General features: G+C 50.5%; 13 protein-coding genes. 6 read left to right on the top strand and 7 right to left on the bottom strand.

The features are described 5' to 3' along the window. The first annotated feature begins 9 nt into the window (after positions 1-9). Complete coding sequence (locus tag PG728_RS03815; protein WP_270625939.1) at positions 10-2,052, top strand: ATP-dependent DNA helicase UvrD2; 2,043 nt, start codon at positions 10-12, stop codon at positions 2,050-2,052. On the opposite strand, the gene PG728_RS03810 is transcribed toward PG728_RS03815, so the two are convergent. Beyond that, positions 2,049-2,990, bottom strand: a complete 942-nt coding sequence (locus tag PG728_RS03810; RefSeq protein ID WP_270625938.1) for a hypothetical protein — start codon at positions 2,988-2,990, stop codon at positions 2,049-2,051. The two genes, PG728_RS03815 and PG728_RS03810, sit on opposite strands and share 4 nt — an antisense overlap. A gap of 73 nt (positions 2,991-3,063) precedes the next feature. Then, positions 3,064-4,692, bottom strand: a complete 1,629-nt coding sequence (locus PG728_RS03805; protein WP_270625937.1) for a zinc-dependent metalloprotease — start codon at positions 4,690-4,692, stop codon at positions 3,064-3,066. 126 nt (positions 4,693-4,818) lie between these two features. Here PG728_RS03805 and PG728_RS03800 point away from each other — a divergent pair, with 126 nt between their 5' ends. Then, entirely contained in the window at positions 4,819-5,910 is a 1,092-nt protein-coding gene (locus PG728_RS03800) for a YlbL family protein (RefSeq protein WP_270625936.1), read from the top strand. Here PG728_RS03800 and PG728_RS03795 read toward each other — a convergent pair. Then, the gene (locus PG728_RS03795) at positions 5,891-6,487 is read right to left on the bottom strand and encodes a PPA1309 family protein (RefSeq protein WP_270625935.1); all 597 of its coding nucleotides are present in this window, start codon (positions 6,485-6,487) and stop codon (positions 5,891-5,893) included. The two genes, PG728_RS03800 and PG728_RS03795, sit on opposite strands and share 20 nt — an antisense overlap. 118 nt (positions 6,488-6,605) lie before the next feature. Here PG728_RS03795 and PG728_RS03790 point away from each other — a divergent pair, with 118 nt between their 5' ends. Continuing rightward, on the top strand, positions 6,606-9,716 hold the full coding sequence (locus tag PG728_RS03790) for a UPF0182 family membrane protein (RefSeq protein WP_270625934.1): 3,111 nt from the start codon (positions 6,606-6,608) through the stop codon (positions 9,714-9,716). Between the two features lie 181 nt (positions 9,717-9,897). Here PG728_RS03790 and ilvA read toward each other — a convergent pair whose 3' ends face one another. Further along, a complete protein-coding gene (gene ilvA, locus PG728_RS03785; protein ID WP_408648199.1) occupies positions 9,898-11,157 on the bottom strand; it encodes a threonine ammonia-lyase IlvA in 1,260 nt (419 codons plus the stop codon). 92 nt (positions 11,158-11,249) lie between these two features. On the opposite strand from ilvA, the gene orn reads away from it, so the two are divergent. From orn to PG728_RS03770, 3 genes are all read left to right on the top strand, one after another. Then, positions 11,250-11,876, top strand: coding sequence for an oligoribonuclease (gene orn, locus PG728_RS03780; RefSeq protein WP_072509545.1), 627 nt, complete (start codon positions 11,250-11,252; stop codon positions 11,874-11,876). 52 nt (positions 11,877-11,928) lie between these two features. Beyond that, positions 11,929-12,099 carry a hypothetical protein gene (locus PG728_RS03775; protein ID WP_270625932.1) on the top strand — a complete coding sequence of 57 codons (171 nt, stop codon included), beginning with the start codon at positions 11,929-11,931 and terminating at the stop codon, positions 12,097-12,099. Positions 12,100-12,273: 174 nt separating this feature from the next. Continuing rightward, on the top strand, positions 12,274-12,957 hold the full coding sequence (locus tag PG728_RS03770; protein ID WP_270625931.1) for a tyrosine-type recombinase/integrase: 684 nt from the start codon (positions 12,274-12,276) through the stop codon (positions 12,955-12,957). Here the strand turns inward: PG728_RS03770 and PG728_RS03765 are convergent. The 3 genes from PG728_RS03765 to PG728_RS03755 all read right to left on the bottom strand — a co-directional run bounded on the left by PG728_RS03765 (position 12,941) and on the right by PG728_RS03755 (position 14,082). Then, positions 12,941-13,165 carry a helix-turn-helix transcriptional regulator gene (locus PG728_RS03765; RefSeq protein WP_270625930.1) on the bottom strand — a complete coding sequence of 75 codons (225 nt, stop codon included), beginning with the start codon at positions 13,163-13,165 and terminating at the stop codon, positions 12,941-12,943. The two genes, PG728_RS03770 and PG728_RS03765, sit on opposite strands and share 17 nt — an antisense overlap. A 375-nt stretch (positions 13,166-13,540) precedes the next feature. After that, a complete protein-coding gene (locus PG728_RS03760; protein WP_270625929.1) occupies positions 13,541-13,879 on the bottom strand; it encodes a hypothetical protein in 339 nt (112 codons plus the stop codon). A gap of 2 nt (positions 13,880-13,881) precedes the next feature. Next, positions 13,882-14,082 (bottom strand): phage holin, encoded by a 201-nt coding sequence (locus tag PG728_RS03755; RefSeq protein ID WP_270625928.1) that lies wholly within the window; start codon positions 14,080-14,082, stop codon positions 13,882-13,884. Position 14,083 lies beyond the last annotated feature (1 nt).

Below are 14,083 nucleotides of genomic sequence, written 5' to 3'. Positions count from 1 at the left end.
GGAAAATACGTGCAACCGGCAGAAGAACTACTAAAACATCTAGACCCTGACCAGGCGAGTGCCGCTCGGGCTTTGCGCGGTCCAGTATGCATCAGAGCTGGGGCGGGTACCGGTAAAACCCGGGCAATCACCTACCGCATAGCCTATGGGGTAGAAAGCGGGGTCTATGACCCTTACTCGGTGCTCGCGGTTACTTTCACTACCCGGGCGGCTGCCCAAATGCGCAGTCGGTTGCGTTCTTTGGGGGTTGAGGGCGTGCAGGCTAGAACCTTTCATTCGGCCGCGCTTAGGCAGCTTAAATATTTTTGGCCCACCGCTGTTGGGGGACAGTTGCCGAAAATCATGGAATATAAATCTTCCCTGGTAAAGGCGGTAGCTTCCCGCTTAGGTTTACCCCATGATAGAGCCGCACTGCGCGACTATTCGGCGGCAATAGAGATGGCGGCAGTGTCTATGGTTCAGCCCAGCGAATATGAAAAATGGGTGAAACAGACAGGAGTGCAGCCACCGGCGGGAATATCGACCTATGATATGAGCGATATTTTGCGTTTATATGCGGAAGTTAAAAGGGAACGCTCAGTTATTGATTTTGAAGATGTACTGGCTTTGACCTGTGGCATGATTGAGGAAAGAGCCGATATTGCGGCTCAGATTCGCCGGCAATACCGGTTTTTTATAGTTGATGAATATCAAGATATTTCTCCGCTACAAAAGCATTTACTGGACTTATGGTTAGGGGAAAGAAACCGGGATTTATGCGTGGTCGGGGACGCGGCGCAAACCATTTATTCTTTCGCCGGTGCTAGTCCTGACTATCTAGTGAGATTTGCGAGCGAATATCCGGGAGCTAAAACCGTTACCCTTTCGCGTGATTATCGTTCCACTCCTCAAATAGTTTCCTTAGCTAATGGAGTGGTTTCGCGTGATAAAGAGACTAATAGCCAGGCAGTAAGGCTAACTTCCATGCGCGAATCAGGCAAAGCGGTGCGCTATGAGGTATATCCCGATGATGAAGCTGAGGCGTATGCTATTGCGAAACTGATTAAAGAGCGAATAAACGAGGGCGCTTATACCAGCCAGATTGCTATCTTGTTTCGTACTAATGCCCAGTCCAGCCTGTTTGAAGCCGCTTTAGCGAGAGAAAATATCAAGTATTGTGTGCGCGGAGCCGAAGGTTTCTTCACTCGGCCCGAAATTGCTTCTCTAATGCAGCAGGCAAGTATGATAGCCCGCCGCGGAGCCAAAGGAAACATCGGAGAAATCATAGCGGAACTAGCTCGTCCTCTGGGGTGGTCAAATAAAGCTCCCGATACCCAAGGGGCGGTATTAGAACGTTGGGAAGCTCTAAATACCCTGGTAGCGCAAGCGCAGTTGCGAGAGGCGGCCGGTTTAACCCTCGCTTCGCTCCTGCAGGAATGGCAAGAACTGGCCAATGCGCAACTAGATCCGGCCGGAGGAGGGGTTACTTTAGCTTCTATTCACTCCGCTAAAGGCTTGGAATGGAACACGGTTTTCCTGGCTGGCGTTAGTGAGGGGTTAGTGCCAATCACCCAGGCAAAAACGGTCAAAGAGTTAGCAGAAGAGCGCCGCCTAGCCTATGTGGCGGTTACTAGGGCGCGAGATGAGCTTTTCATCAGTTACGCCAAGAAACGTAGCCTAGATCGGAAAGTTAGCCGAACTTGCTCCCGGTTCTTTTCGCCAGTTTGGCCAAAAGAAGAAGGGGTAAAAACCTCTCCTGCCCCGGTCAAACGCGCGAGGACTAAAAATTTTCTAAACCAGGCGAGTCACCAGGAGCGGGAATTGTTTGAGCGCCTTAGACAATGGAGGTTGCTGCTCGCCAGTTCGCTCGAAAAACCGGCATATACGGTACTTTCAGACACTACCCTTAGAGATATTGCTACCGTTAAACCTCAAACCCTCAAGCAACTGGCATTGCTGAGAGGAATCGGTCCTGTAAAGTTAGATAAGTTTGGAGCCGCGATTCTAAAAGTTGTGCGCGGCGCAGATCCAGACCAGGTTGCCGCCTGTAACCTGGAGGATTTGAAAGACTAGGATTTTACGCACCCGCATTTGGGGTGGGGATACCATTTCCTCACTTGGGGAAGCGGATCGGCAGGATTGAAAACCCAAGAGGCTCCCACCAGCGAGATTGGTAGACCAGATAGGTAGTTCAGGATTTCTCGCGTGGCAAAGGCGCTCGCGTATTCAGCTAGGGAAGTATCTGCCATTACCGGTTCGGCGCTCGCAAGTTGGGATGCTAATAGTGGCCACTCCGGGTCTATTTCCCGCTTCGCTAAGTGCTGACAGTGCAAGCAACAGGTTCTGCCGGGGATAAAAAGCGGACCGACTTCTATCTCGGTTTCGCGTTTAATAATAGGCAAATGGGGGATTGAGCTGCGGATACAGGTTTTTGCCCAGGCGGGATTGGTTAGATAAGAACAGATTGCTATTTCTAAAGTGACTGGGCGGTTAGCAAGCTGCTTATTGACTCCCAGTATCAAAGGAGCAACATCTTGACGCATAGCCCCTAAATAGTTGTCTCTATAGACGCATAAATCGCGAGTTTTTACCGGAGAAGAATCGCGCAGGATTAAAGAATCAATTCCGCAAGATACCAACTTGCGAGCTAGGGTAATCCCCAATGGACCAAGACCGCTGATTCCCACCAGTGAGCGTTTACGCGCCTTAACTAATTCATCAGAGCCATATAGATGGAATGCGCAAGCACAGTCCCCATCGGGAACCTGATGTTTGGCAGTCAGACCTCCATCTGCCAGTAAGCGCAAGATTTCGTTTACTTCTTTCTTGTTTTCTGGGAAACGTCGCTCTAAATGAGAGTTATACCAAGCTTGTTTTTCAAACAGCCATTTTAGAATGGCGATATGGGCAGGAGTTAGCCCCTTAACCAGGAAACCGTTACGTTCCCCAGTTCCAAATTGTGCTTTTCCATCGGCACGTAAAAGCATCACCGATCCATTAATCAACCGCATGGCTTAAGCATTTCAAGATTGAAACTGCGAGGCTAGAGCAACTTTAAATCTGTGGATAACTATTATTTAAACTCTATTTACCGGGAGTGTCGGGTGGTAAATCGTTTCCACCCAAGCCGTAGTCTCCATTTGATTTACCCCAATCGTCCTCAACAGAACTTTGCGTATTATCAGTCGGCCCGTCCTTAGGAGAAAATCCCACTAACTGGTCTCCCTGCGAGTCCACTTGCGGGGTCAATCCTTGCGCCCAACCCAAAGTACCGGAAAGCAGAGAATCTAAATCCTGATCAACTTGGTCTTTTTCTGATTCTTTGTCGCTTTTATTCACAAAATTTTCCGGGTCAGTCAAATCTTCCAAAGTGGGAATCATATCCGGATGAGACCAAAGCTGATCTCGTTCTTTCATTCCCCGCTGGGTGAGTAAAAGCGCCCAAAGATTTGCTGCTTGACGTGAATACTTGGGGCGTAACTCCATCCCTATCAGAGGTTTCAATACGGTTTCGATAGGGGAAGTGGTGGCTCTACGCCGGCGCATAAGCTCTCTTAGCTGTATCACATGTTCCAGGTTCGGCATACAGGCTCTGGTAGAAACCTCATCCACCCATCCCTCAATCAACGCCAGTAGGGTCTGCAAATCCTCCATAGCTTGACGCTGCCGCTCCGTCTCTTCCGCCGCAAAAATATCGGCGGGCAGGGTAGAGCTAAAACCGGCGGGATTAATCCCTCCAATGGGCAAACCAATAGCGCCTTGGGTATCGCCCAGCTGCTCTTGCAGACGATCTTGCAAATCCCTAACCGACCTATCAATAGCCTCCGGGTCAATCCGTATCTCTTGTGCATACCGGGAAATCAGCTGGGATAGCTTATGACGCAACCAGGGGACAGAATGGAAAAGTCGGGCATGAGCCGCCTCCCTAACCGCAATATACTGTCCAATTTCTTCATCACTAATATCTAAGTCATTTGAAAACTGCTGTATATTAACCGGAACTAGCCCCATAATTCGTTCTTTAGCCAGGGGGATGCCGATATCGGTTGAGCCAAAAGCCTCTTGGGCAATCTGCCCCATAGCTTGACCAATCTGGACAGCAAACAATCCCGCAGCCAAGTTCTTTAGTAATGCATCCGGATCCATTGGGCCTAGAATCTGGCCAATCCCCGGGATTGCTGCCGAGGCTTTCATCTCTTCGCGGTCTATTCCTTGCCGGTCAAACTGCTGGGCAATAGCCTCAGTAAAAGCTCGCACCACGTTAGCAATCACCGGTTCACTCAGGCGCTGCCAGGCGGGTAGGGTAGCGTTAATCCATTCCCGAGGTGTCCACGCCACCCGGTCACTGCCGGTAGGAGTCAAAGTAGTAACCGCGTCAAGCCACAGGTCGGCAACTGCTAGCTGATTGCGAATCTTTTGCGCCTGGGCGGCACTGGTAGGTGCAGATTGCGGTAGCCGCGAGGAAGCAACCTCGGTAGCAGCTTGCCAATTAACCGCGTCCTCGGAAGGGGTAAAAAACTGTTTTAGCTGACTGGAAAAAAGGGAGCCGGAAGCCCCGAAAGGCAGCGGCATTGCGCCCCCACTGAGCTTTTCGGGGTCAAGTCCTTGCGCTTGCAACTGACGGTAGGCGTCCTCGGCTGCTTCTTCCCCCAGCATTTGTTTTAGCACTTTGAACCATTCAGGGCGTTGCTCGTCGCCGTTCTGCTCTTTCAAGTGCGCACCCCCCGTGAAAATAGACTACTGTCTTTAAGAGTAGCGGTATTGAGGGCGCACTACTAGGTAGCTGAGCCGGTTTCGCCTTAGGCGGAGCGCAAAATAGGACTTTATAAAGGAGAACAGATGAAACGGGATCGATCCGCAAAATCTCTCCGCCAAGGACGGATAGGTAAAGCCATGATGGTGCTGTCAGTTATCGGTTTCATGGTGGTAGGTTTTGCGCTCCGCGCTCCTTTTATAATCGAATCTCCCGGTCCGACCTTTAACGTTTTACGTTCCCAATCCAACCATGGGGAGATTATTAAAATTAAAGGGGCAAAAACTTATCCCACTAGCGGTGAGCTTCGGATGGTGACGGTATCAATGCGGGGAGGACCGGGAACTCATGTCACCTATGCAGAAGTTCTACTTGCCAAATTTAAACCCTCAAGTGCGGTTCTACCTGAATCTGAGGTCTATCCCGAAGGGGTAACCCAAAAAGAGATTGAACAGGTATCCAAAGCGCAGATGGAAGACTCTCAAATGAGTGCGAAAGTCGCAGCCCTGAGTGAACTTGGATATAAAGTGACAGCAAAATTCCGAGTAACCGGAGTGGCGCAAGACTCTGATTTTGCAGATAAACTCAAAGAAAACGACATCTTAGAAGAAGTTACTTTTAAGGGAAAAACCCAGGTCTTAAGTTTCGCTAACTCTCTTTTTGATGTTTTGGAGGAGGCACCTGCCGATAGCTCCCTAAGCTTTAAGGTGCAGCGCGCGGGCAAGACTCTATCGGTTAGCGGGAAAACCCGTAAACCTGCCGATGGGCGCCGGGGCTCGCAGTTGGGAGTATATCTTGATACCCAAGCAAAGCTACCGATAGATATTCAAATCGCCTTACAGGAAGTGGGAGGACCATCTGCGGGAACCATGTTCGCCCTCGGGATAATCGATTCTCTCACGCCCACATCTTTAACCGGAGGAAAAAATATCGCTGGAACTGGCGCTATTTCCTATGGTGGTGAGGTTTTGGCAATATCTGGGGTTCCCCAAAAAATGGCTGGTGCGAAAAACGATGGTGCTCGCTGGTTCCTGCTGCCTAAAGCAAATTGTTCGGAAGTGAAACCCATTAAGGGAATCCAGGCTGTGCCGGTACAAAATCTGCATCAGGCACGGGAGGTTAGTGAGCAAATCGCGTCCAATAAGGTTAGTAATTTGCCTAGCTGTCCCCAGAAGTAGCTAGCTCACGAAGCTCATCATCACTAACCAACATAGCTTTCAGAACCGCTAAAAGTTCGGGGACAATGCTTTCACCGTGCGCCACCATATCATCGCTATCTTCGCTGCGTGCCCTAGAAGCGCACCAGGTATTTCCGTCACGGGTAGCGGCGGCTACAATCCGCACGTCTTGACGAGAGGGGTGAGACAGTAAGAACTGCTCCCGTTCCTTCGGGTCTTCAGGCGCTTCGGTATCGGCTTGGGGAGAAACCAAAAAACGTTCCATCGCGACTGCCACTCCCGCCACGTCCTCGCCAAAGACTAGATGCCCTAAAGTTTGCATTAAATCTGCCGAGGGAAGATGGTCTTGTAAAACTGCCGTCAAATGTAGCGGATTCTCCGTCAGCGCGCCGCGCAGCTGTTCAGCTTGCTTAGAATCCATCTCTGCTTCTAATTGCGGAAAAATTGACTTGGTGTAAACCAGGGCGAATAAGCTAGGAGGTCTATCCCAGCCTAGACTGGCAATATCTTTTTCTAAAGAGGAAACCGCTAAGCGCAAAGATAGCTGCGCAGAAGACAAATCCGGTGAAGTAGCCATGAGGTAATGTTGCCATTTTTGTAAGGGGCGCGGCTACTTTAGTTAGCCAGCGTGAGTAAAACTCTTAAACATGAAAGAATACGGTAAGGCAGATATTGACTAGAACCCGGAGGGGCTCGTGAGTAACGATTTATTTGGAAATCTTGGTTTTGGTGGCGGGAAAGGCGGGGGTTTCCCTGGTTTTCCCGGGGGATTTGGGTCAGGTCGAGGCGGTGGCAATAGCCAATCTGGCTCCGGGGGCTCTTCAAATAGCAAGGGCGAACCCTTGCCGAAAATAAAGTTTAAAAAACCCGGACCGCTCACTATCGCTATTGGCGTAATAGTAGCGCTGGTGGGGGTGCTGCTAGTGGCTTCAACAGTCTGGACCGAGATTCTCTGGTATCGGCAAACCGGGTATTTGCGAGTATTACTGACCCAATGGGTAGCTGCCGGAGGAATGTTTATAGTTGCGTTCGTCCTGGCCTGGGTGATTTTGGCAGTCAATTTGCGTATTGCCTATCGTAACCGTCCAGAAATGGGAACTGTAGCTTCCTCAATGCGCTCCTACCGTTCAGAGATTACCCGGCATAACCGTTTAATCTTCTTCGGTATTCCCGCAGTAATCGCTGCGTTCTTGGCAGTGGGAATGTCTACCAATTGGCGACAGATATTAGTCGCTTTTACCGGGGGATCATTTGGTAAAAAGGATTCCCAATTCGGTTTTGATGTTTCGTTCTTCGTTTTCCGTCTGCCCTTAATCGACCTGATTGTTACTTTCTTATTGACCCTGCTAGGGATATCTTTGGTTGCCTGTTTAATCGCCTATTATCTGCTAGGTTCAATGAGGATTAGCCCTAAAGCCAAAGCCAGTAAACCAGCCCGGATTCATATGGGAATATTGCTGGCAATTTCTTCAGTGATGGTGGGGGTAACCTATTTCATTGACCGCTGGACTATGGTTTATGGGCAAAATTCACCTACCGATGGGGCTATGTACACCGATGTACACGCGATTATTCCGGCTCGCACGATTTTGGCGGTTATCGCTTTGATTGTGGCGGCATTGTTTGTGTTCGCCGCCTTTAGGGGGGGCTGGTATCTACCGGCAGCAGGGATTGCAGTGACCGTAGTATCGGCTTTGGTAATCGGGGTGGGATACCCGTTCATTATCCAGCAGTTCCGGGTACGTCCTAACGAGCGGGAATTAGAGAGTCAATATATTGACCGGAATATTAAAGCCACTTTGGATGCCTTCGGGATGAAAGATTTAGATCTGATTTCCTATGACCAGGTAACTAATGAAACCAGCGCCAATCAGCTGCGTAAGGACGCGGACTCTACCCAGCAGATTCGCCTACTTGACCCCGAGATTATTTCTCCAGCGGTACGGCAGATGAAACAGTCTCGTCCTTACTATTCTTTCCCGGATCAATTCGCGGTTGATCGCTATAATTTCCCGGATAAAAATGGAGGAACTGAAAAACGTGATACCGTGATTGCGGTACGTGACATTAACCTGTCAGGTTTAGCCAGTTCCCAACGTAACTGGGTCAATGACCACACGGTTTATACCCACGGTTTCGGGGTAGTTGCCGCCTACGGTAACCAGGTGACTTCCGAGGGGCTACCTTCATATTGGGAATCTTCCCTGTCCGATAAAGAATCTGGAGAAATCGGAGACTACGAGAAGCGTATCTACTTCTCTAAGGCTTCTCCGCAGTATTCGATTGTGGGCGCACCTAAAGGGGCAGAGCCTAAAGAACTGGACTATCAGGATGCAAAGAACAATAAACAGGTTTACACCACTTTTGATGGTGACGGCGGTCCGAAAGTTGGAAACTTCTTTAACAAAGTGCTCTATGCCCTAAAGTTCCGTTCCACCGATTTGTTCTTCTCTGACCAGATAAACAGCGAATCCCAGATTCTCTATGACCGCGATCCAGCTAAGCGGGTAGCGAAAGTGGCTCCCTATCTCACCTTGGATTCTCGTGCCTATCCCGCAATCGTCAATATGGATGACAAGCAGGGCGCGAAGAAACGCTTGGTGTGGATTGTTGATGCCTACACCACCACTGATTCTTATCCGTATTCACAGCACATAAACCTTAACGACGCGACTGCCGATACGGCTACGGCTAAGACCATGCAGTTCGCTACCCAAAATAATGTGAACTATATGCGCAACTCGGTTAAAGCCGTAGTTGACGCCTACGACGGTTCAGTGCAGCTGTACCAGTGGGATAAAGAAGATCCGATTCTGAAAGCCTGGCAGAAAATCTATCCTGGACAGGTAAAACCACTTTCGGAAATCAGTGGCGATTTAATGAGCCACCTGCGCTACCCGGAAGATTATTTCAAGGTGCAACGCTCCCTATTGGCTAACTACCACGTCACCAATCCTTCGGAGTTTTATACCGGTGGTGACCAGTGGAAACTTTCTGAAGATCCTACGGCTACGTCCCGAGAATTAGCCGGGTCAGGCAAGCTACAGCCACCCTATTATTTGACGATGAAAATGCCTACCGGTAAGAACACCGATCAGGGTAGTGCCGAATTTTCATTAACCTCAGTGTTTATTCCCGGTGGTGAAGGTCGGCGCGCAGCCATGGCTGGCTTCTTGGCCGTAGATTCGGAAACCGGTAATCAGAAAGGTAAAGTGCGCGAAGGATACGGCAAGATGCGACTTTTGGCTTTGCCCTCTGATACCACGGTTCCCGGTCCGGGGCAGGTGCAAAATACTTTCAACTCTGACCCCGAGGTAAACCGGGAGCTGAATCTGCAAGACCAGCAAGGCTCTAGGGTTATCCGCGGAAACCTGCTGACTTTGCCAGTAGGGGGCGGTCTGCTTTATGTGCAACCGGTCTATGTTCAATCCACCGGTACTACCCAGTATCCGCAGCTCAGGAGCGTACTGGTTGGCTTTGGTGATAAGGTCGGATTCGCGCCTACTCTCAAAGACGCTCTAGATCAGGTATTTGGCGGAAACTCTGGGGCGGTTACTGCCTCCAATGACGGCAACAAGAACGCCCCGGCAGCTAAAGGGAAGGAAACGCCGGCGGCTACCAAAGCACCCAGTGCTCAAGAAAAGCTCAATACCGCTTTGCAAGATGCCAAGAAAGCGATGGCGGAAGCTAATACCGCTATGAAAGCTGGCGATTGGGCAAAATATGGGCAAGCACAAAAATCTCTTGACGAAGCTATTTCTCGGGCAGTAGCAGCTCAAGAAGAGGGTGCAAAAACCATGAAATAGTTGAATAGTTAAGGGCAAAGTTTTGGGGCTGCGCTAAAATCGCTTAGCGCAGCCCCAAAACTATAGGTAATGGCGCAATAGTATTGGATTAGTACCCAAATAATCAGCCCAAAGATTTAGCTAAATCCCAAAACCAGGGCAGAAATGGGCTAATAGAGTAGGGGAGTCAGCCCCAAGAAATCTAGACCAAAATCTTAAAGATTTGCGAAGACGGATCGATTTCTTGTACTTGCAGGGGAGAAGCAGCCATCCGTCTGCGCAGTCCTTTAATATCTGTTGAATCCGGTAGCTCAATCCCTACTAGCGCCGGACCGGTATCCCGATTATTCTTCTTGGTGTACTGGAAATAAATAATATCCTCACCGTCGCTGAGCACGTCATTTAGGAATGAGCGCAAAGCCCCCGGCTCCTGATTAAAAGTAACCAGGAAATAGTGGCGTAAACCTTCGTAACGTCCAGAACGCTCCGTTACTTCCGCGTAACGTGACAGGTCATTATTGCCGCCAGAAACCAGGCAAATGACCGAACCATTAGGGATTTGGGGTAAAAAGTTGCGTGCCGCTGCCGACGCGAGCGCCCCGGCTGGTTCCGCAATAACGCCCTCGGAATGATAAAGGTCAAGCATCTCGGTACAAACTGCGCCCTCGGGAACCACCACAATATCATCCACCAGTTCCCGCACAATCTGATAGGTCAAATCTCCAGCTCTGCCCACGGCGGTGCCATCTACGAAAGAATCTACCCGATCTAGGGAAACCGGATTCCCTGCCTGAAGGGCTGCTTTCATCGAGGCCGCGCCGGCAGATTCCACCCCCACAATCCGGATTCCAGGGCGGTGGGCTTTGAGCCAAGTCGCCATTCCGGCGATTAAACCGCCACCTCCCACCGGAATTAAAACCATATCGGTATCAGCTGGCAGCTGAGAATCTAAATCCACTGCAATACTGCCTTGACCGGCTATAGTGTAGGGGTCGTCATATGGGTGTACATATACTTTGCCCCCCTCTTTAGCGGCTGCCGCTGCCACCCGGTTAGCTTCATCAAAATCCCCGGCCACGATCACCGGCTCCACCCATTTGCCCCCAATAGTGGCGATCCGTTTACGTTTTTGCCTAGGGGTAGAGGCCGGCAAGAAAATAGTTCCCTTAATCCCTAATTTAGAACAGGCATAGGCAACTCCCTGGGCGTGGTTACCCGCCGAAGCGCACACCACCCCGGCTTTGCGTTCGTCCTCATCCATAGCTGCCATACGCACATAGGCGCCGCGCACTTTAAAAGAACGGCAAATCTGCAAATCTTCGCGCTTAAGATAAACCGGTCTGCCCACTTCGGAGCTTAGACGCTCACTTTTTTGTAGCGGAGTTTTGCTCGCTACCTTGGCTAATACCCCGGCAGCCACCTCGATATCTTTAGCGCTAACAGTATTCATCATTCCTCCCATAATCGATATTTCATAACCTATCGGGATTATGAACCAAGCTGCGCGGGCTTTCGCTATCTGGCACTGAGGCAAGTTTGGATTAGGGTAAAGGTATGAGTAATAACTTGAAAGAACCGCTCGTGTGGATTGACTGCGAAATGACCGGTCTGGATTTAGAGAAAGATTGCCTACTAGAAGTGGCAGTGATTATCACCGATGGACAGACCAATATCGTGGATGAGGGAATCGATTTGCTGATTAAACCTAGGGCGGAGGCCTTAGATCATATGGGGGATTTTGTGCGCGAGATGCACACTAAGTCCGGTTTGTTAGCGGAATTGGAAACTGCGGTGGCGCTCGATTTGGCGGAGGCCGAAAAACAGGTTTTGGACTACATTAAACGTTTCGTTCCCGGTAAGGGGCAGGCTCTGCTGGCGGGAAATTCGGTAGGTACTGATAAACAGTTCCTGGAAAAGGAAATGCCACAGGTAATCTCACACCTGCATTACCGGCTAGTGGATGTTTCTTCGGTAAAAGAACTGGCCAAACGTTGGTATCCGCGCGCCTTTTATAACGCACCGGAAAAGCATGGGGGGCACCGCGCCCTCGCCGACATTCGTGAATCTATCCAGGAACTGCGTTACTACCGCAAAGCACTTTGGTCGCCCGGAGAAGGCCCGTCCAGCGAAGAATGTCAAGAGGTCGCGAAAGAGGTTTTGGCGCAAGGCTTGGGGGCGTAGGGCTAACAATCCGGTTCTTAAGGACGCGCAGCTGTACGTAGTCTAAAGATTGGTGATCGAAACTAGCGAAAGCTGTCAGGGCGTAGTTACTAAAGCTGTCGGGGAGGGGGTATTGGGAATACTGGCAGGTAAAACCGGTTTACCTGGGTTACACTTGGCGCCCCCGACAGGAATCGAACCTGCAACCTCGGGATTACAAGGCTTTGGGTATGAGATGGATTAACAGTTTCTTCTAAGCCGATATGTAAAATGAGAAATGATTGGATTAGAGCCTGTTCCTGCTGGCTGGGAGGAACCACTTAAGCAATTTGTCAGTTTTCTAGTTTCTGAGGGGCGCCCTGCTACTACCCGGGATTTGCGGTTTAGGTGGGTTAGACGGTTTGCCCGCTGGGTAGATATGCCGCCGTGGCAAGTTGATTTAGGCGCGGCGGTGGCTTGGTCAGCTGCTCACGATTGGGCGCCTAATACCCGCCGGTCTGCTCATCAGTCGGTCAAGTGCTTTTATTCCTGGGCGGTGCTTGCCGGGCGGGTGGAAGTTTCCCCGGTGGCAGATTTACCCGCATGTAAAAAGTTCAGAGCGATTAAGCGCCCTGCCACTTTGTCAGAGGTGGAGCAAGCGCGCGCGGTAGCTTGCGAGCGTGTAGAGATGATGGTCAGGCTTGCGAGCGAGGCAGGGCTAAGACGCGGTGAAGTAGCCAGGGTACATGCCCGCGATGTCACCGCCGATCTTTTAGGTGCTTCTCTTATTGTGCATGGCAAGGGCGGTAAAGATAGGCAAGTGCCTATTACCGAGAGCCTAGCAGGAGCGATTAGACAAGGCGCGGCGGGCGGCTTCCTTTTCCCGGGAGCAGACGCCGGTCATCTCGCACCGGCCACAGTAGGCGCGCTGGTGTCCAGGGTGCTACCTAGCGGTGTTTCTATGCATGACCTTAGGCGCGGGTTTGCCACCCGTGCCTATCAGGCTACGGGGGATTTGCTTAGCGTTCAAGAGCTTTTAGGGCACGCTTCCCCGGAAACTACGCTAGCTTATGTGACGGTTGCGCCCGCTAGGTTGCGGGCGGCAGTTATGGGCGCTGCTTGATGCTGCCTTGGGGTCTGCCGGGTTTGCCGGGGCGGGTTTGCTGCCAGTTGTCTACGGTTTCGGGTAGCCAACCGTATTTTATGGCTTTTCCTGCTCCAATCGCGGCATCAGGGGCGGGGAATGTTCCTCGCGTGATATAGCTTTTTATGGTGTGAGGGGATAGCCCGAATCTTCGGGCTATCCCGTTCACCGTTAAATAGTTAATCATCGTGCTTGTTTTGGCGGTAGACGGCGATAACGCCAGCCAGAGCTACTAACGATATTGCTAGCTGTAATATCTGCATAACCATAATGTTGCCCTCCTAGAGTAAGAGAAAGTTCCCCCTCCTTTCGGAGGGGGCTAACCTTTCTTTTACTTTTTGCGCTTGTCCCACCAGGTGAGCCAGGCTACAATAGCAATTGAAAGGTTAGTAATCATGTTTACTATTTCGACAGGTAACATGATTTTCCTTTCTCTTGTTTTATCCCCCGGCCTGCCCGGGGGATATTCTTTCGGTTTCCCTCAAGAACACTTCCATTTTATCCACTTATGCAGCAATTATGCAAGCTGAAAGCTGCATTATTTTAATTGTGTTGGTCACATTTATTGCAGTATTTTGATGGTGGTTACTGCGTCTCGGTTTTCTTTTATTTCTTTTTCGTGACGCTCGAGTGTATGGTTTATGGCTTCGTGTTCTCTTGCCATGTCTCGCCTGATTTCTCCTACTTGGTGACCGACTGATTTTACCGAGTCGGTCAAGAGGTTTATTTTGTCTACCAGGCTTGACCCGTGGTTAGGTTGGAACTCTTTGCCGATTTCGTCTCTAGTCTTTTTTAGGTGTATTGCCGCTATTGTGCCTGGGATAGAGGCTACAGCTGTTATTAGGGCTGCGATTCCGGCGAAATCTTGCCACCAAATGAGGGGGCTTGTCGGTAGTGTCATTTTCACTCTTTCTTTGGGGTGTGGGCTAGCGCGGTGGAAGTGCCTAGGATAGACGCTGCTAGCGCTATCCAGAGCGGGGCGGTTTGCTCGTCTAGTACGCCGTAAATGATTAGGAGGGGTACTAGGGCAGTTATTACACCGTAGAGCCAGCCGCGAACTTGCGGGGTTAGCCAGTTGAATCTTTCTTTTGAATGTCGCCCCATG

Origin of the sequence: Varibaculum timonense (assembly GCF_027694345.1) — a bacterium.
Lineage (GTDB): Bacteria > Actinomycetota > Actinomycetes > Actinomycetales > Actinomycetaceae > Varibaculum > Varibaculum timonense_A.
Note: the sequence above shows the minus strand (reverse complement) of the source record. Positions and strands in the feature narration are given on the sequence as shown.